Genomic DNA, 19,903 nt, shown 5'->3' with positions numbered 1-19,903 from the left:
TCATACGTGTGGCGGTCATGGATGATCAGCCCTGGCCCTCGTACGCCTTGGCCGCCGCGGCCTCCAGCTTCGCCGCGGTGCCCTTCGGGTCCGACGGGTCGCGCAGGAAGTCCTGCAGCAGCTTCCACTCGCCGGCGCCCTTGGTGCCGCCGAAGGCCGCCGGAGCCTGGTCGGACATGTCGAAGCGGACCGAATCGCCCGCGGAGACGAGGGACTTGGCGGTCGCGCGGGTGACGTCGTCGCCGTACGAGGCGAGGTCGACGTTCTTGTTCGGGGACAGGAAGCCGCCCGCCTCCGCCCACACCGCGGCGGCCTCCGGGGTGGCGAGGTACTCCAGCAGTGCCATGCCGGCCTTCTTGTTCTTGCCGTCCTTCAGGACGACGGCCGCGTCACCGCCACTGACCACCGGCGCCTTGCCGGCACCGACCGCCGGGAACGGGAAGAAGTTCGCGTCCTCGCCGATCGACTTGCCGAACTGGTCTTTGGCGACGCCCGCGACGAAGTCGCCCTCGTAGACCATGCCCGCCTCGGGCTTCGGCCCGAACACCTTCTCCACCGAGCCCGGGAAGTCGGTGTTCAGGGCCCCCTTCTGGCCGCCCGCGATCAGCTGCTTGTCCTTGAACAGCTTGCCGAGGGTGGTGAGCGCGTCGACCACGGACGCGTCGGTCCACTTCAGCTCGTGCGAGGCGAGGGCGTCGTACTTCTCGGGTCCGGCCTGGGAGAGGTAGACGTTCTCGAACCAGTCGGTGAGGGTCCAGCCGTCCTCGCCGGCGACCGAGAAGGCGGCGAGGCCGGAGTCGGAGACGGTCTGCCCGGCCTTCAGCATGTCGTCGTAGCTCTTCGGCGGCTCGACGCCGGCCTGGGCGAGGGCGTCGGGGCTGTACCAGACGGTCGACTTGTGGGCGGCCTTGAAGTAGAGGCCGTAGAGGGTGTCCTCGACGCTGCCGTAGTTCTTCCACACGGGCGCGAAGTTGGCGTCCACGGACTTCTGCGCGGTCTTGGACAGCGGCTCCAGCCAGCCCTTCTTCGCGAACTGCTGGAGCACGCCGACCTGCGGGACCATCACGACGTCGAAGGCGTCGCCGCCCTCGATCTTGCCACCGACGGTGGTGGAGACGTTGTCCCCGGTGGACACGAACTCGGTCTTGGCGCCGGTCTTCTCGGTGAACGCGTCCAGCACCTTCTGGAAGTTCTTCTGCTCGGTGCCGGTCCAGACCCCGGCCACGGTGATCGTCTGGCCGCTGAGTGCCTTGTCACCGCCGCCCGCGGCGACCGGTCCGCCGCCACAGGCGGTCGCGCCGAGCGCGAGGACGAGAGCGGTGCATCCGGTGAGCAGGGTCGTACGTCGTCGCATCATCGTTGATGTCCCTTCGGGGGATGGGGAGTTGACGGAAAATTCAGGAGGCGCGGGACTCGGTCCCGTCGCTCATCCACCAGGCCGCGGTGGAGCCGGGCAGGACCCCGGCCGGGCAGGGGCCGCTCGACAGCAGCGGGGTGCCGGAGACCGGCGCCGATGTGGGGGCCGTACCGAAGTTGACGGCGCAGACGAGGCCGTCGCCCCGGACGAAGGCCAGGACACCGGGCGGGCTGTCCAGCCAGCTCAGCGTGCCCTCGCCCAACTGGGGCAGTGCCTCGCGCAGTTGGAGGCCGTCGCGGTACAGGTGCCAGAAGGAGCGGGTGTCGGCGAGGGCGCGGTCGGTGGCGTACTCGGCGAAGTACTCGGGCTGCGGCAGCCAGGGCTTGGCGCTCTCCGCGCCGGAGGTGAAGCCGAACGGGGACGCCTGTCCCGACCAGGGCAGCGGCACCCGGCAGCCGTCGCGGATGCGGGCCCGGCTGCCGGTGCGGTGGAAGATCGGGTCGGTGAGCACGTCGTCGGGCAGGTCGACGACTTCGGGCAGGCCCAGCTCCTCGCCCTGGTAGATGTACGCGGCACCGGGCAGCGCCAGCATCAGCAGCGCGGCGGCGCGGGCGCGGGCGGCGCCGAGGCCGCTGCCCTCGGTGGCGGGTTCGCCGTAGCGGGTGACGGTGCGGACCTGGTCGTGGTTGTTGAGGACCCAGGTGACCGTCGAGCCCGTGCCGGCTATGTCCTGCATGGCCTCGGAGATGACCTTGCGGAACGCGTCGGCCTCCCAGGGGGCACTGAGCAGGTCGAAGAAGAAGGCCTGGTGGAGCTCGTCGGAGCGGACGTACTGGGCGTGCTCACGTGCGGTCGGCACGGACACCTCGCCGACGAGGAGGCGCTCACGGCCGTCGCGGGCGGTGTACTCCTCGCATATGGAACGCCACTGGCGCCACACGTCGTGCACCTCGGGCTGGTTCCAGGCGAGCGGGTTGACCGAGTCGCGGGTGCGGGCGTCGGCCTCCGGGTCGTCGGAGTCGGGCAGCTCGGGGTGCTTGTAGAGGCCGGCGGCGACATCGATACGGAAGCCGTCGACACCCCGGTCCAGCCAGAAACGCAGGACCCGGTCGAACTCGGCGCCGACCTCCGGGTTGCGCCAGTTCCAGTCGGGCTGCTCCGGCGTGAACATGTGCAGGTACCACTGGCCGGACTGCCCGTCCGCCTCGGTCACCCGGCTCCACGCCGGGCCGCCGAACATCGCGTGCCAGTTGTTGGGCGGCTCGGAGCCGCCGGCGCCACGGCCGTCGGCGAAGTGGAAGCGGGCACGGGCCGCGCTGCCGGGCTCGGCGGACAGGGCCTCCTCGAACCACAGGTGCTCGCTGGAGCAGTGGTTCGGAACGATGTCGAGCAGCACCTTGACTCCGAGCCGCCGGGCGGCCGCGACCAGCTGGTCGAACTCGGCGAGGTCGCCGAAGAGCGGGTCGACGTCGCAGTAGTCGGCCACGTCGTACCCGTGGTCGTGCTGCGGCGAGGGATAGAAGGGGCTCAGCCAGATCCCGTCGACCCCGAGCTTCTTCAGATACGGCAGCCCGGCCCGGACCCCGGCGAGATCGCCGACACCGTCGCCGGTGCTGTCCAGGAAGCTACGGACGTAGACCTGGTAGATCACCGCGTCACGCCACCAGTGGTACTTACTCAGCATGCATGCATGTTAAGTATCCGTTTCAGGAGGGTGTCAATGAACTGGACGCAAGCTACCGAGCAGTTGACCTAGCAAAATAGGGCATAACACGACAGGATGCGGAGGGATGAGATGCTGCCGTTACTTAACAGGTAACTACTCAGCGGGCGATGGCGTCGAGCTCGCGCGCCAGCCGCCGCACAGCGGCCTCGGGCGTCTCGCGCCCGGTCATCGCGTCGTGCACGACCGCCTGCACCACCAGGCTCACCTGGTCGTAGCGCGGGCTCTTGGGGCGCGGCGCGGCCGTCAGCACGCTCTCACGCAGGGTCGTCAGATACGGGAACTCCCGCACCAGCCCGGGATCCTCGTACAGGTCGGCCCGCACCGGCGGCAGGGCGCCGCGCGTGAGGACCTGGCGCTGGACGCGCTCACTGGTCAGGTACGCGATCAGGCGGGCGGCCGAGTCGGGGTGCCGGGCATGGGAGCTGACGGCCAGGTTGGAGCCGCCCAGCACACTCGTCCCCGGCCCGTCCGGACCCGGCAGCGGCACGGCACCGATCCGCCCGGAGACCGGCGAGCCCTGGGCCGACGCGCCGACATAGGCGTACGGCCAGTTGCGGAGGAAGAGCAGACGTCCGTTCTGGAAGGCCTGCTTGGACTCCTCCTCCTTGTAGGTGAGCGCCCGCTCGGGGATCCAGCCCTCGCGGACGCCCCGGGCGAGGAAGTCGATGCCGTCGCGGGCTGCCATCGAGTTCACTGTGACGCGCTCGCCCTCGTCGCCGAGGATCGAGCCACCCGCCGAGTAGACGGCCTCGGCGGCGTTGACCGTGAGCCCTTCGTAGGGCAGGAACTGCCCCGCGTAGCCGTCCAACCCGTACTTGGGCGCGATGGTCTTCGCGGCCCGTTCGAGTTCGGCCCAGGTGCGCGGTGGGTCGACGCCCTCCTTGGTGAGGATGTCCTTGCGGTAGAGGAGCAGGCCGGCGTTGGTGACGTACGGGACCGCGTACAGGTGTCCGTCATAGGTTGCCGTGTCCACGACCGGCGGCAGGAAGCTCCCCAGCGGGAAGCGGTCGCGCGCCAGCGGGCGGATCCAGCCCTGCGCCGCGAACTCCGAGGTCCAGCTGACGTCGATGTTGAGGACGTCGAAGCGGCTGCGGTCGCCGCCGCGCAGGTCTGTGGTCATCTGCGCGTGGGTCTCGTCGGCGGAGTCGGGCAGCTCGACGAGGGTGACCTTCTCGTCGGGGTGGGTGCGGTTCCAGCCCTCCAGGACGGAACCGAGATAGCCGGTGAGGTCGCCGGCGGTGGCGAGGGTCAGGGGTCCCCTGCCTCCCGCGGGACCCTCGTCGGCGCGGGCGCCGGAGGCAACGTAGCCGGTCAGGATCACAACGAGGACGAGAAGGCCCCTACCGGCGGCGTGGATCCACCGCATAGGTTCCTCCTTGCACACCGGCCCCAGGCGCCTTCGCCCGGAGTCAGAGGCCATGTATACCTGTTAGGTATGCGCGATACTAGGCCTCGCGGCACATTACCCATGATGCGAGGAGGAGAGCACGAGTGCGGCTGCCCCTCCTGGCCCTGCTGGCGCGCGGCCCGGCGCACGGCTATGAGCTGAAGCAGGACCTTGAGCAACTGCTGGGCTCCGCGTACCCTCAGCCGAACGTCGGCCAGATCTATGTGACCCTCTCCCGTCTCGAGAAGTCGGGGCTGATAGAGGGCGAGGACGTCGAGCAGTCGAGCCGGCCCAACAAGAAGGTCTACCACCTCACCGACGCCGGGCGTGAGGCGCTGCGCGCCTGGTTCGAGGAGCCCGAGGACGAGCCACGGGTGCGGGACGAGTTCTTCATGAAGCTGGCCGTCGCCCCGCAGACGGGGCTCGCCAACCAGATCGCCCTCATCAACCAACAGCGGCGCCAGTACTTGAACACCATGCGTCAACTGTCGAAACTGGCCGCCGCCGAAGACCGGGACAACCGCATCGCCCATCTGCTGATCGAGGGCGCGATGCTGCATCTGCAGGCCGACCTCGACTGGCTTGAGCGGTGCCAGGAAGAGCTGGAGGAGCTGGAGTGAGCGACGATTCCGCTCCTGCGCTGGGCGCCGCCGGTCGTGGGGCGCGAGCCGGTGGCTCTGCGCCGCAGGCCGAGAGCGCTGCGCGGCCCGCTGAGAGCCGACCGGTGCTGCGGGCCGAGGGCCTGGTCAAGACGCATCAGGGCGGCGAGGGCGCTCCGGCGCATGCCGTGCGGGGTGTCGATCTTTCCGTCCGGCAGGGTGAGTTCGTGGCCGTCACCGGTCCGTCCGGTGCCGGTAAGTCGACCTTGCTGCATCTGCTGGGCGGGCTGCAGCGTCCGGACAGCGGGAGCATCTGGCTGGACGGCGAGTGCGCGGACCGGTGGAGCGAGGCCCGCTGGGCGGTGGAGCGCAGGAAGCGGATCGGCATCGTCTTCCAGTTCTTCAACCTGGTCTCCGACCTGTCCGTCGCCGACAACGTGGAGCTGCCCGCGCTGCTCGCCGGCGTCGCGCCGAAGCGGGCGCGCACCGACCGAGCGGAGCTGCTGGGCGAGCTCGGTCTCGCGGGCAAGGAGCGGAGTCTGCCGGGCGAGCTGTCCGGCGGCGAGCAGCAGCGGGTCGCGCTGGCCCGCGCCCTGGTCAACCGGCCGCCGCTGCTCCTGGCCGACGAACCGGCCGGCAGCCTGGACAGCAAGGGCACCCGCGAGGTGATGCGGCTGCTGTCCCGCTTCCACCAGCGCGGCCAGGCGATCGTGCTGGTCACGCATGACGCCCGGCTGGCCAGCGCCGCGGACCGCGTGATCAGCTTCTTCGACGGCCGCATAGCCGACGACGCCGAACTGGACGGCGGTCCGCCGCCACGCCGGGCCGGGACGTCGGGTGTGCTGGAGCTCAGGGACTGAGATGCGGCTCTACGACGACCCCCGCCCCCTGCGCGGGCCTGCCGGTCCCGAGCGGCGAGGCTGACGCCCATGCGAGCCACCCTGCGCTGGGCGCACTCCGATCTGCGGACGCATCGCGGCGAGGCGCTGTTCCTGGTGCTGGCCACGGCCGGGATCGTCGTGTCGTTGCTGCTGGCCACGGCCCTGTTCGGCTACGCCACCAACCCCTGGCAGCGCGTCTTCACCCAAGCGCACGGCGCGCATGTGTGGCTGCACACCGGGCCCTCGGCCGACACCGGGAAGCTGACCGGACTCGACGGCGTCGAGTCCGTCGCGGGCCCCTACCCGACCGCCTCCACCACCCTGACCTCCCAGGGCACCCGCGCCACCGTCGAACTGCGCGGCACCCCCGAGCGCCCCACCGTCGGCCGCCCGCTCCTCACCTCCGGCCACTGGCTGGACCCCGCGAAGCCGGACGGCGTCGTCCTGGAGACCCGCCTCGCCCGCGCCCTCCTCGCCGCCCCCGGCGACACCCTCACCCTGCCCGGCACCGGCACTCCCCGGACCCTGACCGTCCTCGGCGTCGCCGACAGCGCCGAGCCGCGCTACCGGCCGGGCGAGCAGCCGGGCCTCGTCTGGGCGCCGCCGTCCGCCGTGCCCGACCCGGGCGGCCAGGTGATCGGGCTGCGCCTGACGGACCCCGACGACACGGACTACGCCGTCCAGCGCGCCGTGACCGTGCTCGGCGCCGGCGCGGTCAGCGAGGTCTCCACCTGGAAGCAGGGCCGCGCCGAGGCGCAGGGCGACAACCGGCTGCTGGGGCAGGTGCTGGGCCTGTTCGGACTGGGTGCGCTGGTCGCCGCCGGGCTCGCGGTGCACGGGGCGATCGGCACCCGTATCCGCGGACATCTGCGGGACATCTCCGTGCTGAAGGCGATCGGCTTCACGCCGGGCCAGGTGGTCCGCGTCTTCCTGCTGCAACACCTCGCCTACGCGCTGCTGGGGGCCGTCGCCGCCGCGACCCTGATCCAGGCCCTGGGCAGCCACATCCCGGGGCGGCTCGGGGACGCGGTCGGGGTGTGGCAGGGGCTGCCCGGGCACACCGTGGCGCTGTTCACGGTTCCCGTCGCCGCGGTGCTGCTCATCGGCGCGACCACCGGGCTCGCTGCGTGGCGGGCGGGACGTGTGCCTCCAGTGCCGGTGCCACGGCCCGCGGCACCGCTCGGCGGGCGGCTGTCCGGGGTGGCCCGGCAGGCCCTCGGGCTACGGCTGCCGCCCGCGCTGGTGCTGGGCTGGCACCGGGCGTTCACACGTCGCCTGCGGTCACTGGCGACGGTCGCCCGGCTCGCGCTGCCGCTGCTGCTGATCGTGGTGGCGATGAGCGCGTGGACCACGATCGAACGCTTCGACAGCAGCCCCGAGCAGATCGGCCTGCCTACGGCCCTGACCGTGCACGCCGAGTCCGGCCTGGCCGACCGGGACACCCGCACGCTGCTGGAACGCGACCCGCAGGTCACCGCCGCCTACCCCGGCGTCGAGGTGGCCGCCCTGGTACCGGGCCAGACGGCCACGATCGCCCTGCGCGGCCTCGGCACCCGCGCGGACCCCTACCCGTACGCCCTGGCCGAGGGCCGCCCCGCACAGGGCCGGGACGAGGCTGTGGCCGGGCAGGGGCTGCTGGATCTGCTGGACGTGCGGGTCGGCGACTGGGTGCGGATGACCGTCGGCGACCAGCCGCAGGTCCTGCACATCGTGGGCCGCAGCGTCGAGCCGGAGAACGCCGGCCGGGTCATCTCCACCTCCCTCGACACCCTCCGCGAGAACGACCCCGGCCTCGGCCCCACCCTCTACGAGCTACGGCTCCGCCCGGGCGCGGACCCCGGTGAAGTCGCCGACCGGCTGGCCGCCACCGGGCACGGACGCCTCGACGTACACGCCGTCCCGAACCCCGCCGACGGCCTCTCGGCCCTGCGCGGAGTCGTCGTCGGCCTGATCGCCGTGCTGGCCCTCATCGGGCTCATCGAACTGCTCACCGCGATCGGCGGCGCCGTCCGCGAGAGCGAGCGCGACCTGCTGGCCCTCAAGGCCATCGGCCTGTCCCCGCGCCAGATCACCGCGATCACCGTCACCTCCACGGCCCTCACCGCCCTGGCTGCGGTCGTCGTCGGCACGGCACTGGGTACGCCCCTCGCACAGTGGCTGATCGACGCCCAGGGCAGATCGAGCGGCATCGGCGCCGGGATCGCCCAGGGCCCGTCCATCGCTCTCCTGCTGCTGTTCGGCACGGCGGCAGTCGCCGGAGCGGCCGCACTCGCCGCCGTCCCGGCCTCCCGCGCGGCCCGCCGCCGACTCGCCGACACCCTGAGCGCGGTCGCCTGACCGACGACCGGGCCTCCGCGCATTCGGCGAGGTCAGCTGCCGTAGGGGCCGGGACCGTATGGCTGCTGCGGGTTGTACGGAGGCGGCTGGTTGTACGGAGGCGGTGGGTTCTGCGGCGGCTGCGGACCGTACGGGTGCTGCGTGCCCGAGCCGTACGGATTCCCCTGCGGAGGCCGGCCGTAGGGGTTCCCGTGCGGCGCGTACGGATTCCCCTGCGGCGGTACGAAGCCGTTCGGGACGTACGACGGAGGCGGCGGGGTCGGCATCGGAGTCGGCGTCGGGATCGGCGGCAGGGTGGCCGGGTGGGCCGCCAGCCGGATGCCGTACCGGTTCTTGAGCCGGCCCATCTCCAGCAGGGCGATGCCCGTGACCGTGACGGGGGCGCCCAGGATGAAGACGAAGCCCAGGGCGAGGCCGAGACCGTGCAGGTCACCGGTCACGAGATCGGGAATCGCCATCAGCCAGGTCGTCACCGTCGCGAGCAACGGCGGCAGACTGCGGTGCACGACAGCGGTGCCGAAGAAGTTCCCCGAGATCCGGTAGGCGCCGGCGATCACGAAGAAGCCCATCCACAGCCCCACGAGGCTGCACAGCATGTTCCCGAGGACCCCGAGGCCGCCCCCCAAGCGGAAGATCAACACCGTCCCGAACGCTGAGCCGATGAACAGCAGCAGCAACTTCAGCGACCTGACGAGCGGTTCCCGCAGCTGCCCCACCGTCCCGGCGCCGGAACGCCGCCACAGACAGAGCATCACGCCCACAGTGAGCGGCGTGATGAACAGCAGGACCGCGCAGGCGGTCGCCGCGTTGTCCATCATCTCGTCGAAGGCGAACCCGCCCTCGACGAAGGTGTAGACACCGAAAGCAGCGACCGCCCCCACGATGACCCGCGCCTTCTTGAGCGCGTCAACCGACGGATCCAGCGAGTCCGGGATCCAGGTCGGATGGAACACCGCCCGCGCCACCTGATGAGGCTTCAGGAACGACTGGGCGGTCAGCACGCCGCCGGTCCAACTCCCTTGTGGATTAGCCAATTCACACTCCCCCGAGTGATCGTGCCCATGATCAACGGGGGAGTCTACGGGAAGCGGACGACCACGCGCCGCCCGCCTTCCGCATCCGCGGTTCCTGCCGGATCCCCGGTCACTGCCGCCCGCGCAGTTCCCGGTACTTGGCGACGAGGGCCTGCGTCGACGCGTCCAGCCCCTGCACCTCAGCGCCCTCCGTCAGCGCGGGCTCGACGCGCTTGGCGAGGACCTTGCCGAGCTCGACGCCCCACTGGTCGAAGGAGTCGATGTTCCACACCGCGCCCTGCACGAACACCTTGTGCTCGTACAGCGCGATCAGCTGCCCGAGCACCGACGGCGTCAGCTCGCGCGCGAGGATCGTGGTCGTCGGGTGGTTGCCCTTGAACGTCTTGTGGGTCACCAACTCCTCCGGCACCCCCTCGACCCGCACCTCTTCCGGCGTCTTGCCGAACGCCAGCGCCTGCGTCTGCGCGAAGAAGTTCGCCATCAACAGGTCGTGCTGTGCCTTGAGTCCGTCGCTCATCTCGGCGACGGGCTCGGCGAAGCCGATGAAGTCCGCCGGGATCAGCTTGGTGCCCTGGTGGATCAGCTGGTAGTACGCGTGCTGCCCGTTGGTGCCCGGCGTGCCCCACACGACCGGCCCGGTCTGCCAGTCGACCTCCCGCCCGTCCCGGCCCACGTACTTGCCGTTGGATTCCATGTCCAGCTGCTGCAGATACGCCGTGAACTTCGACAGGTAGTGGCTGTACGGCAGCACCGCGTGCGACTGGGCGTCGTGGAAGTTGCCGTACCAGATGCCCAACAGGCCCAGCAGCAACGGCACGTTGGACTCCGCGGGCGCGGTGCGGAAGTGCTCATCGATGGTGTGGAAGCCGTCGAGCATCTCCCGGAAGCGGTCCGGGCCGATGGCGATCATCAGGGACAGGCCGATCGCCGAGTCGAAGGAGTAGCGCCCACCGACCCAGTCCCAGAACTCGAACTTGTTGGCCGTGTCGATGCCGAAGTCCGCCACCTTCTCGGCATTCGTCGACAGGGCGACGAAGTGCTTGGCGACGGCTTCCGAACCCGCCTTCAGCTCGCCCAGCAGCCAGTCGCGCGCCGAGGTCGCGTTGCTGATCGTCTCGATCGTCGTGAACGTCTTGGAGGCGATGACGAACAGCGTCTCTGCCGCGTCCAGGTCGCGGGTGGCCTCGTGCAGGTCGGCGCCGTCGACGTTCGACACGAACCGGACGGTCAGGCCGCGGTCGGTGAAGCTGCGCAGCACCTCGTACGCCATCGCTGGACCGAGGTCGGAGCCGCCGATGCCGACGTTGACGACGTTTTTGATGCGCCTGCCGGTGTGCCCGGTCCAGACGCCGGAGCGGACTCGCTCGGCGAAGTCGGCCATCTTGTCGAGGACGGCGTGCACCGCCGGGACGACGTTCTCCCCGTCGACCTCGATCACCGCGTCCCGCGGTGCGCGCAGCGCTGTGTGCAGCACGGCGCGGTCCTCGGTGGTGTTGATCTTCTCGCCGCGGAACATGGCGTCCCGCAGCCCGAACACGTCCGTCGCGGCGGCCAGCTCGCGCAGCAGCCGCAGCGTCTCGTCGGTGACCAGGTGCTTGGAGTAGTCGACGTGCAGGTCACCGACCTGCAGCGTGTACCCCGCACCACGGTCCGGGGCGGCGGCGAACAGCTCCCGCAGCCGCACTTCGCCGAGCTCCTCCCGGTGCTTGGCCAACGCGGTCCACTCGGGCGTCTGGTTGAGCCTGGTACGGCCGTCTGCGTTCATGTCCGACTTCAGCCTTCTTTCGTGCCTGTCCCAGCTGTTCCAACCTAATTGATCAGCGCGCGGCGTGAGCCGTCGTGGCGTCGTCGTCCGGCGCAACAACAGGTACGTCCGGCTTGCGCACAGGTATCAGCGAGGCGACGGCCAGTACGAAGAAGGCGGCCGTGAGCAGGGGCGGGGTGTTGAGGCCCCAGGCGGTGGCGACGGCGCCGCCCAGCAGGGCGCCGAGCGGCACCCCGGCGAAGGCCAGGGTCCGGAACGCCGAGGCCACCCGGCCCAGTAGAGCCGCGGGGCTGCGCTGCTGCATGAGGGTCGTCGTGTTGACGTTCCACACCATGCCCATGAGCCCGAAGACGGCCAGGGCGGCCACCAGCACGGCCAGGCTGCGCACGGTGCCCATGACGACGAGGACCGCGATCTGCACCGCACCGGCGAGCAGCACGGCCCGGATCCCGCCCAGGCGCTTCACGATCCGGCCGTTCAGCACTCCCCCGGTCAGACCGCCGACGGTGAAGGCGGCGCCCGCCACCGCGTACCCCACGGGGCCGGCGTCCAGCCACCCGGTCACTAGGAGGACGAGGGTGGCGAGCTGGGCGCCCATGCCGATGTTGCACAGCGCGGTGGCCGCGCACAGTCCTCGCAGGGACCGGTCGCGCCACAGGGTGCGCAGTCCCTCCGCGATCTCCCGGCGCAGGGTGCTGCCCACCGGTGCCGGCCCCCGCTCGGGCGCCTCGATCCGCAGCGAGACCACCAGCACGGCCGCCACCAGGTAGGTGCCGGCGTCGACCGCGAAGGGCACGGCCGCTCCCACCGCCAGCAGCACCGGCACGACCGGCCCGCCCATCAGTCCGCCGGCGATGCGCTGCCCGGTCATGAGGCGGGAGTTCGCACTGCCCAGCGCGTCACGGCCCACCAGGGCGGGGAGCAGGGCCGTGGCGGCGTTGTCGAACAGTGTCTGGAGCGCGGTCAGCGTGAAGGCCAGTGCGATGAGCAGGCCGATCGAGGCGTGACCGAACGCCACGGCCACCGCGAAAGCGCCGACCAGGAGGCCTCGTAACGCATCCACCGTCCACATCGCGCGCCGCTGGTCCACCCGGTCGGCGACCGCGCCGCCGAGCAGCCCGAAGATGATCCACGGCAGATAGCCACAGGCGGTGACCGCGGCGATCAGCAGCGGCCGGTCGGTGAGGGTCACGGCAAGGAGCGGCAGGGCAGCCGTACGCAGGGAGTCGCCGAAGCTGGAGAGCACGGCGGCGCTCCACAGCCGCCCGAAGCCTCCGCGCCACACGGGCGCACCCACGCCCACCGTCTCAGCCGTCGCCACGACTCCCCCTCCCGGTCCGTCGATGCAGAAGATCGATGCACAAACCGTAGAGGGCGCCACTGACAATCGGTCCGCGAGCGGCTCGGCGCCGGTGCGTCGTACAGATCCGGCCGGGCACCCGAGGGTGTCCGGCCGGTCTCAATCTCTAGATCTCGCCCCGCAGTTTGGCGAGCGCCTCGGCGAGGATCGCCTCGCCGTCCGCGTCACTGCGCCGTTCCCGTACATACGCCAGGTGCGTCTTGTAGGGCTCGGTGCGCGGCGGGTCCGGCGGGTTGTCCCGGTCCTGTCCGGCGGGAAAGCCGCAGCGCGGGCAGTCCCAGGTGTCGGGAACCTGCGCGTCGCTGGCGAAGCTGGGCTGCGTCTCATGCCCGTTGGAGCACCAGAAGGAGATGCGCAGCCGGGGCGCGGACTCGCCCCGCTCGGCCTCGCCCATCGGCCCCGCCCCGACCCGGCTTCCTCGGATCGCGTTGCCACTTGCCACGGTCGTAACTCCCTGCGTGATGGTGCCGCGAAGCGAGTCGGCGTTTCGCTTCGCTGCGAGCGCCTCAGTCTACGTAAGGCCCAACGCGCGTCCAGTGATTGGAGTTACATAGCCCTCACACCTAGACGCAAGCCCCATGATAGGCCGCGCTCAGCTGCGCGTACCGAACATGGGGCCTTACGTGTGGATTGTGCGTGCCGGTCAGTTGTTCACCTTCATCAGGACACCGAGCACGACAATGCACGCGAACCACAGCAAACCGACCACAACGGTGATCCGGTCGAGGTTGCGCTCGGCGACCGAGGAGCCACCGACGGACGACTGCATGCCGCCACCGAACATGTCGGAGAGGCCGCCGCCCTTGCCCTTGTGCATCAGCACCAGCAGCATCAGCAGCCCGCTGAAGACGATCAGGGCGATCGAGAACCCCATAACCACGGCTGGACCAACTTCCTCGGATCTGGATGGACGACAGGGGCACAGCCACTGAGCTGTGCCCCCGCAAGGGTACGACGGATCCCGCTTACCAGGAACTCACTGGTCGCGGAACCGCACGATCTTGACGAACTCGTCGGAGTCCAGCGAGGCACCGCCGACGAGGGCGCCGTCGATGTCGGCCTGGGCCATGATCTCCGCGACGTTGCCCGACTTCACGGAGCCGCCGTACTGGATGCGGACCTGGTCGGCCAGCTCCTGCGAGTACAGCTCGGCGATCTTGCCGCGGATGGCGGCGCAGACCTCCTGGGCGTCCTCGGCTCCGCAGACCTTGCCGGTGCCGATGGCCCAGACGGGCTCGTAGGCGATCACGATCGTCTCGGCCTGCTCGGCCGGGAGGTCCTTCAGACCGCCCTCGACCTGGGCGAGGGTGTGGGTGACGTGGTTGCCCGCCTCACGGACGTCCAGTTCCTCGCCGACGCACAGGATCGGGGTCAGGCCGTGCTTGTAGGCGGCCTTGACCTTGGCGTTGACGATCTCGTCGGTCTCCGCGTGGTACTGGCGGCGCTCGGAGTGGCCGATCGCCACGTACGTGCACTTCAGCTTGGCCAGCATCGGGCCGGAGATCTCGCCGGTGTAGGCACCGGAGTCGTGCGCCGAGATGTCCTGGGCGCCATACTTGATCTTCAGCTTGTCGCCGTCGACCAGGGTCTGCACGGAGCGCAGGTCGGTGAAGGGCGGCAGGACGGCGACCTCGACGGCCTCGTAGTCCTTGTCGGCCAGGGCGAAGGCGAGCTTCTGGACGTGCGCGATGGCCTCGAGGTGGTTGAGGTTCATCTTCCAGTTGCCCGCCATCAGCGGCGTGCGCGTGCTCATAAAGGGTCAGTCCTCCAGTGCGGCGAGGCCGGGGAGCGTCTTGCCCTCAAGGTATTCGAGGGAGGCGCCGCCACCGGTCGAGATGTGGCCGAATGCAGTCTCGTCGAAGCCGAGGGTGCGGACGGCCGCGGCGGAGTCGCCACCGCCGACCACGGTGAAGCCCTTGGAGTCGACGAGGGCCTGGGCGACCGCCTTGGTGCCCTCGGCGTAGTCGGGGTGCTCGAAGACGCCCATGGGGCCGTTCCAGAAGACGGTGGCGGCGTCGGCGAGCTTCGAGGCGTACAGCTTGCGGGTCTCCGGACCGATGTCCAGGCCCTCCTGGTCGGCCGGGATGGCGTCCGCGGCGACGGTCGTGGGGTTGGCCGGGGCCTTGGTCTTCAGGTCCGGGAACTCGGTGGAGACCAGGACGTCGACCGGCAGGACGATTTCGACGCCGTTCTTCTCGGCGCGCTCCATGTACTCGGTGACGACCGGGATCTGGTCCGCCTGGAGGAGGGAGATGCCGACCTCGTAGCCCTTGGCCTTGAGGAAGGTGTACGCCATGCCGCCGCCGATGAGCAGCCGGTCGGCCTTGGCGAGCAGCTGGTCGATGACGGCGAGCTTGTCGGACACCTTGGCGCCGCCGAGCGCGACGACGTACGGCCGCTTGACGTCATCGGTGAGCTTCTTCAGGACGGCGACCTCGTTCGCGATGAGGTAGCCGGCGTAGTGCGGCAGGTTGGCCGGGAGGTCGTACACGGAGGCGTGCTTGCGGTGCACCGCGCCGAAGCCGTCCCCGACGTAGACGTCGGCGAGGGCGGCGAGCCGGTCGGCGAAGGCGGCGCGCTCGGCGTCGTCCTTGCTCGTCTCACCGGCGTTGAAGCGGAGGTTCTCGACGACCGCGACCTGACCGTCGGCGAGGCCGGCGACCACGGCCTGGGCGGACTCGCCGACCGTGTCGGTCGCGAACGCGACGTCCGAGCCGAGCAGTTCACCGAGGCGCGCGGCGGCGGGGGCCAGGGAGAACGCGGGGTCCGGGGCACCCTTGGGGCGGCCCAGGTGCGAGGCGACGACCACACGGGCGCCCGCCTCGGCCAGCGCCTTGACGGTGGGCAGGACGGCGCGGATACGGCCGTCGTCGGTGATCGTGGTGCCGTCCAGCGGCACGTTCAGGTCGGCGCGGACGAAGACCCGCTTACCGGCGACGCCTTCGGAGAGAAGTTCGTCGATCGTCTTCATGAAGGGGACTCCTGAGAAGGGCTCGTGATCGCTCGTAAGTGCTCGGAAGCACTCGTGATCCAACAGGTCTGATCTGCACGTGAGTCAGGGCTCGGGCGGCGCGTCCCTGCGCCGCCCGAGCCCTGCTCTCACATCAATGCGCCTGCTCTGGATATCAGAGCTGGTTGCCGACGAAGACCGTGAGGTCCACGAGGCGGTTGGAGTAGCCCCACTCGTTGTCGTACCAGCCCAGGATCTTCACCGAGGTGCCCTCCTGGACCATGGTCAGGGAGGAGTCGAAGGTGCAGGACGACGGGTCGCTGACGATGTCCGAGGAGACGATCTCGTCCTCGGTGTAGGTCAGGTAGCCCTGCAGCTCACCCTCGGCCGCCTTCTTGAAGGCCGCGTTGACCTCGTCCTTGGTGACCTCGCGCGACAGCTCCACGACCAGGTCGGTGGCCGAGCCGGTCGGGACCGGGACGCGCATCGCGATGCCGTCCAGCTTGCCCTTGAGCTGCGGCAGGACCAGCGCGGTGGCCTTGGCGGCACCGGTCGTGGTCGGGATGATGTTCTCCGCGGCGGCACGGGCGCGGCGCAGGTCCTTGTGCGGGAAGTCCAGGATGCGCTGGTCGTTCGTGTACGCGTGCACGGTCGTCATCAGGCCCTTGACGATGCCGAAGTTCTCGTCGAGGACCTTGGCCATCGGCGCCACGCAGTTGGTGGTGCAGGAGGCGTTGGAGATGACGTGGTGGTTCGCCGGGTCGTACTTGTTCTCGTTGACGCCCATCACGATGGTGATGTCCTCGTCCTTGGCCGGAGCCGAGATGAGGACCTTCTTGGCGCCGCCGGCGAGGTGCTTGGCGGCGTCGTCCTTCTTGGTGAAGATGCCCGTCGACTCGATGACGATGTCGACGCCCAGCTCACCCCAGGGGATGTCGGCCGGGTTGCGCTCGGACAGCACCTTGATGGTGTGGCCGTCGACGGTGATCGTGTCGGCGGTGTGGGTGACCTCGTGCTTGAGCCGACCCAGGATGGTGTCGTACTTCAGCAGGTGGGCCGTGGTCGCGGTGTCACCCAGGTCGTTGACAGCCACGATCTCGATGTCAGCACCCTGCTCCAGCAGCGCGCGGAAGTAGTTGCGACCGATACGACCGAAGCCGTTGATGCCTACGCGGATCGTCACGAACCGATCTCCTCGTTGGTACGCCGGCCATGCGGTGCCGGCGAGCTCTATTTGGGATGTCCCCGACCGCCTACGACCCTACCTCCCTGAGACCTCCGTGGTGACATCCAGATGCCTCATACACGGCACGGCGGTCCGTACCCGCCAGTAGGGGTACGGACCGCCCCGCCCGGAAGCCGGGATCACTCGTTTTGATCACTGTGCGTTGCGCACGGTTGACCTCGGCGTGTCACTCGTCAAGTGAGTCGAGGGCCTTTCCGATGAGCGCCGTCCGGTCGGCCGCCGCGGTGACGTGTTCCAGGCCGAAGCCCAGCAGCACCGTGTCGTCCGTGGTGATCGCACCGTACGTCTGGAAGAGCGCCCCGGTGCGCGCCCAGTCCTTGAGGACGGCCGGGCTGCCCGCGGGCGGTCCGGTCACGCTCCAGGCGCCGAGCGAGGTCTCGAAGCCCTCGGTCTCGGTGGCCGTGCCGCCGACGACGAGCGCGGCCTGGTCGGCAAGGACACCGCGTCCGCCGAAGCCCGGGTCGGAGACATAGCTGATCGAGATCTCGACCGACTTGCCGGCGTACGCGCTCAGGTCGAACTCGACCTGCTTCCAGCCCGCGGAGGCGCCGGTGAGGGCGTTCCACTGACCGCTGCTGCCGGACGCGGTGCAGCCTGCCGCCGACTGCGTCAGGTAGTGCTTGAGCCAGGGGTGTCCGGCCATGTAGAAGCCGGCCTCGCACTCCGCCGGCACGGCGTTGCTGCTCGCGCCGTTCTTCTCGGGGAGGGTCGTCCAGTCCTCGGCCCCGGTGCTGTGGGCCTCGATCAGGACGTTGTCGTAGCCGGGCTCGACGTCCCAGAGCAACTGGGTGCGCAGGGTCGGCTGCTGCGCCGCGGTCACACCGGTGAGGTCGACGGTCCTGGAGAGCCGCTTGTAGGCGTCGTCGGTGTGCACGGCGGCCGCCATGTAGGAACCCGCGTAGGGGCCGTACGGGTTGACCGTTCCGGCGAACTGGCCCGCGCCCGCGCTGGCGAACTGCGGGTACTTGTCGACTGCCAGCTGGTCCGAGGTGACGCTGTAACTCCCGGCCTTGTCCAGCGGGTTGCCGGTGGCGTCGCCGAGAGTTCCGGTGAACCCGCCGAGTTCGCCGGAGCCTGTGAAGCCGGTGGCGCCGGGCAGCGACGTACGGGTGTAGGCGCCCAGGTAGTACTGGCTGAAGTCGTTCGACAGGGTGCCGTCGCCGAGGTCGACGTTGCCGCCGGCCTGCTCGCCCGCCTCCATCAGCTTGCCGCCCTCGTTGAGGTAGGCACGCAACTGGAGTTGGGTGGCGTTGCCGGGGACGTTCGCGCCGGTGTAGTGGACGACCGTGTCGAAGTAGCCGAGCACGCCGAGCGCGTCGGGCGCGCCCTGAGTGGCGACGTCCCAGACGATCGCCCTGTGGCCGTTGGCCTTGAGCGCGTCGACGTACTTCTGCGCGTGCGTGGCGGGGGCGCCTTCCTCGGCGACCACGAGCACGTCCGCGCGCGGCCGCTCGGCCACGGTGTACGTGAAGTGCTCGCTGGAGACCTTCTTGCCGCTCCTGGTCTCGCCGGTGAACCACACCTCGACCTTGTCGCCCCGGTCGCCGTCGGCGACCTTGGCGCGGTACTCGTCGAAGTAGAGGTTGTCCTCACCGCCGTACGTCTCGCCGCCCTTCCAGGGCCGGAGCGCCATGTCGTGCGTACGGCCCCCGTTGACGCGGTACTTGAGCTCCTTGTCGCGCACGGACTTGCGTGCGACGACCGAGACCTCCTGGTCGGCGCCGCGGGAGTACGACGTGGTGAAGGGCGCCGGAGTGAAGTCGGCTGCCTTCAGGCCGAGCGAGGAGGAGGGCTGGTCGGGGTGCGCGGCGGACTCGGCGACGGAGAGCGCGAACGGGACGTTCTTCGCGAACTCCTGCTGGATCAGCTTCTCGTCGTCCGGGAAGTTGAAGCCCGACCGGCAGTCGGCCGCGTTCCACTGGTCGTTAGGGTCGATGTCCGACGCGGTCTGGCAGGTCGACATCTCGGGCGTGAACATCGCGATGCCGTTGACGTTCGAGGCGTGGCCGTCCGCCTCGCCGTTCGTCGTGTAGAGCTCCGAGGAGACCTGCGGGTGGTAGCCCGGGATCGCGGGGTTGTCCGGCGTGCCGGCGAGAGCCTTGTAGAGGACGTCGTCGGGGGTGTTGGTGGCCACCTGCCAGCCGACGCCGTAGAGGATGAGCTCGGCCGCGGAGTGGTAGTTGATGCCGTAGTCGAAGCCGATACGGCGCTCGAAGGCGTCCAGTGCCTTGGTCTCCGGCTCGGAGCCCGGGGAGGCGCCGCGGTAGGTCTCGCTGGTGGGGTTCGGGGACGAACCCTCGTCGTCGTAGCCCCACTTGTAGGTGAAGTTACGGTTGAGGTCGACGCCGTCGCCGGTGCTGATGGCACCGTCGCCGTTGATGTCTCGCAGGTTCTTGCGCCACAGGCGGGTGCTGGAGTCCTTGAACGTGTAGTCGTAGCCGTCGGGATTGGCCGAGAGGACGAACCACAGCTCGGTCGAGTCGACGACCTTCTTGATGCGCTTGTCCGTCTTGTAGTTGTCCAGGTAGTGGTGCATCAGCCGCCGGGTCATCTCCGGCGTGATCCACTCACGCGCGTGCTGGTTGGACATGTACAGGACGGAGGGCTTGGAGCCGTCCTTCGTCTTCTTGGCGTTCTTGGTGAGCTTGAGTGCCAGGATGTCCTGGCCGCCCACCGTCTTGCCGATGGAGACGACCTTGGTGAGGCCGGGATTCTCCTGCCCCGTCCGGACGATCTCCTCCTTGAGCCCCCCGCTTCCGCTGTACGGGCGGTACACGCCCTCCGCGGCCTTGTCGGTACGGGCCTCGGCGCCGGCGGAGAGGTCGTGCTCGGTGAGCTCGACGCCCTGCTTCTCCAGCTTCTCGGCCTGGTCGTCGGTGAGGTAGACCTCGACGGTGGCCTTGCCCTTCTCGGGCGCCTGCTCACTGAGTTCGTGGCCGTCCTGGCCGGCCGCCAGCAGCAGGGGTACCTGCTTCTTGGTGACTTCGGCGTGGAAGACCTTGACTTCGCTCGGGTCGCTATCTTGTGAACTTCCCGGTTGTGCCTGGGCGATCGGTGCGATACTCGCTCCGCCTATCAGGAGCGCACCGGCAGCGAGGATCGATCTCGCTCTGGGTCTCATGAACCCCCCTAGCAGTGTTTCGCCACAGTGACGAATGACTGCCAGGCTCATGCCACATCACGGTCCCGTCAAGAGTGCCGCAAAGACTGACAAATACCGGTGTGCCGACGTCCCAAGTGGACATCGGCACCGGCTGATTG

The 19,903-nt window shown here is 69.7% G+C and carries 15 protein-coding genes; 3 read left to right on the top strand and 12 right to left on the bottom strand.

What is annotated here, in order from left to right; genetic code table 11:
• Nucleotides 1-25 precede the first annotated feature (25 nt).
• The 3 genes from OHT51_RS32150 to OHT51_RS32140 form a co-directional block, all read right to left on the bottom strand.
• Nucleotides 26-1,357, bottom strand: coding sequence for an ABC transporter substrate-binding protein (locus OHT51_RS32150; RefSeq protein WP_328882408.1), 1,332 nt, complete (start codon nucleotides 1,355-1,357; stop codon nucleotides 26-28).
• A gap of 40 nt (nucleotides 1,358-1,397) precedes the next feature.
• Nucleotides 1,398-3,041: a glycoside hydrolase family 13 protein gene (locus OHT51_RS32145; protein WP_328882407.1), complete on the bottom strand. Its 1,644-nt coding sequence runs from the start codon at nucleotides 3,039-3,041 to the stop codon at nucleotides 1,398-1,400.
• A gap of 139 nt (nucleotides 3,042-3,180) precedes the next feature.
• Complete coding sequence (locus OHT51_RS32140; RefSeq protein ID WP_328882406.1) at nucleotides 3,181-4,449, bottom strand: ABC transporter substrate-binding protein; 1,269 nt, start codon at nucleotides 4,447-4,449, stop codon at nucleotides 3,181-3,183.
• Nucleotides 4,450-4,574: 125 nt separating this feature from the next.
• Here OHT51_RS32140 and OHT51_RS32135 point away from each other — a divergent pair, with 125 nt between their 5' ends.
• From OHT51_RS32135 to OHT51_RS32125, 3 genes are all read left to right on the top strand, one after another.
• Nucleotides 4,575-5,090, top strand: a complete 516-nt coding sequence (locus OHT51_RS32135; RefSeq protein ID WP_328882405.1) for a PadR family transcriptional regulator — start codon at nucleotides 4,575-4,577, stop codon at nucleotides 5,088-5,090.
• A gap of 104 nt (nucleotides 5,091-5,194) precedes the next feature.
• Nucleotides 5,195-5,929 carry an ABC transporter ATP-binding protein gene (locus tag OHT51_RS32130; protein ID WP_328884514.1) on the top strand — a complete coding sequence of 245 codons (735 nt, stop codon included), beginning with the start codon at nucleotides 5,195-5,197 and terminating at the stop codon, nucleotides 5,927-5,929.
• Between the two features lie 69 nt (nucleotides 5,930-5,998).
• Nucleotides 5,999-8,287 carry an ABC transporter permease gene (locus OHT51_RS32125; protein ID WP_328882404.1) on the top strand — a complete coding sequence of 763 codons (2,289 nt, stop codon included), beginning with the start codon at nucleotides 5,999-6,001 and terminating at the stop codon, nucleotides 8,285-8,287.
• A 32-nt stretch (nucleotides 8,288-8,319) separates the two neighbouring features.
• Here OHT51_RS32125 and OHT51_RS32120 read toward each other — a convergent pair whose 3' ends face one another.
• From OHT51_RS32120 to OHT51_RS32080, 9 genes are all read right to left on the bottom strand, one after another.
• Nucleotides 8,320-9,321 carry a hypothetical protein gene (locus tag OHT51_RS32120; protein WP_328882403.1) on the bottom strand — a complete coding sequence of 334 codons (1,002 nt, stop codon included), beginning with the start codon at nucleotides 9,319-9,321 and terminating at the stop codon, nucleotides 8,320-8,322.
• A gap of 109 nt (nucleotides 9,322-9,430) precedes the next feature.
• Nucleotides 9,431-11,086 carry a glucose-6-phosphate isomerase gene (pgi, locus tag OHT51_RS32115; protein ID WP_328882402.1) on the bottom strand — a complete coding sequence of 552 codons (1,656 nt, stop codon included), beginning with the start codon at nucleotides 11,084-11,086 and terminating at the stop codon, nucleotides 9,431-9,433.
• Between the two features lie 52 nt (nucleotides 11,087-11,138).
• Nucleotides 11,139-12,407 (bottom strand): MFS transporter, encoded by a 1,269-nt coding sequence (locus OHT51_RS32110; protein ID WP_328882401.1) that lies wholly within the window; start codon nucleotides 12,405-12,407, stop codon nucleotides 11,139-11,141.
• A 145-nt stretch (nucleotides 12,408-12,552) separates the two neighbouring features.
• Nucleotides 12,553-12,888 carry an RNA polymerase-binding protein RbpA gene (locus tag OHT51_RS32105; RefSeq protein WP_003957010.1) on the bottom strand — a complete coding sequence of 112 codons (336 nt, stop codon included), beginning with the start codon at nucleotides 12,886-12,888 and terminating at the stop codon, nucleotides 12,553-12,555.
• Nucleotides 12,889-13,089: 201 nt separating this feature from the next.
• A complete protein-coding gene (secG, locus tag OHT51_RS32100; RefSeq protein ID WP_328430621.1) occupies nucleotides 13,090-13,320 on the bottom strand; it encodes a preprotein translocase subunit SecG in 231 nt (76 codons plus the stop codon).
• Between the two features lie 102 nt (nucleotides 13,321-13,422).
• On the bottom strand, nucleotides 13,423-14,199 hold the full coding sequence (gene tpiA, locus OHT51_RS32095; protein ID WP_328882400.1) for a triose-phosphate isomerase: 777 nt from the start codon (nucleotides 14,197-14,199) through the stop codon (nucleotides 13,423-13,425).
• A gap of 6 nt (nucleotides 14,200-14,205) precedes the next feature.
• Nucleotides 14,206-15,417 carry a phosphoglycerate kinase gene (locus tag OHT51_RS32090; protein ID WP_328882399.1) on the bottom strand — a complete coding sequence of 404 codons (1,212 nt, stop codon included), beginning with the start codon at nucleotides 15,415-15,417 and terminating at the stop codon, nucleotides 14,206-14,208.
• A gap of 154 nt (nucleotides 15,418-15,571) precedes the next feature.
• A complete protein-coding gene (gap, locus tag OHT51_RS32085) occupies nucleotides 15,572-16,579 on the bottom strand; it encodes a type I glyceraldehyde-3-phosphate dehydrogenase (protein WP_328882398.1) in 1,008 nt (335 codons plus the stop codon).
• A gap of 229 nt (nucleotides 16,580-16,808) precedes the next feature.
• A complete protein-coding gene (locus OHT51_RS32080; RefSeq protein WP_328882397.1) occupies nucleotides 16,809-19,763 on the bottom strand; it encodes a M14 family metallopeptidase in 2,955 nt (984 codons plus the stop codon).
• Nucleotides 19,764-19,903: the final 140 nt, after the last annotated feature.

The sequence above is a fragment of the Streptomyces sp. NBC_00299 genome (assembly GCF_036173045.1).
In the GTDB taxonomy this organism is placed as follows: Bacteria; Actinomycetota; Actinomycetes; order Streptomycetales; family Streptomycetaceae; genus Streptomyces; species Streptomyces machairae.
The sequence above is the reverse complement of the archived record's forward strand: the minus strand, read 5'-3'. Positions and strand labels throughout refer to the sequence as shown.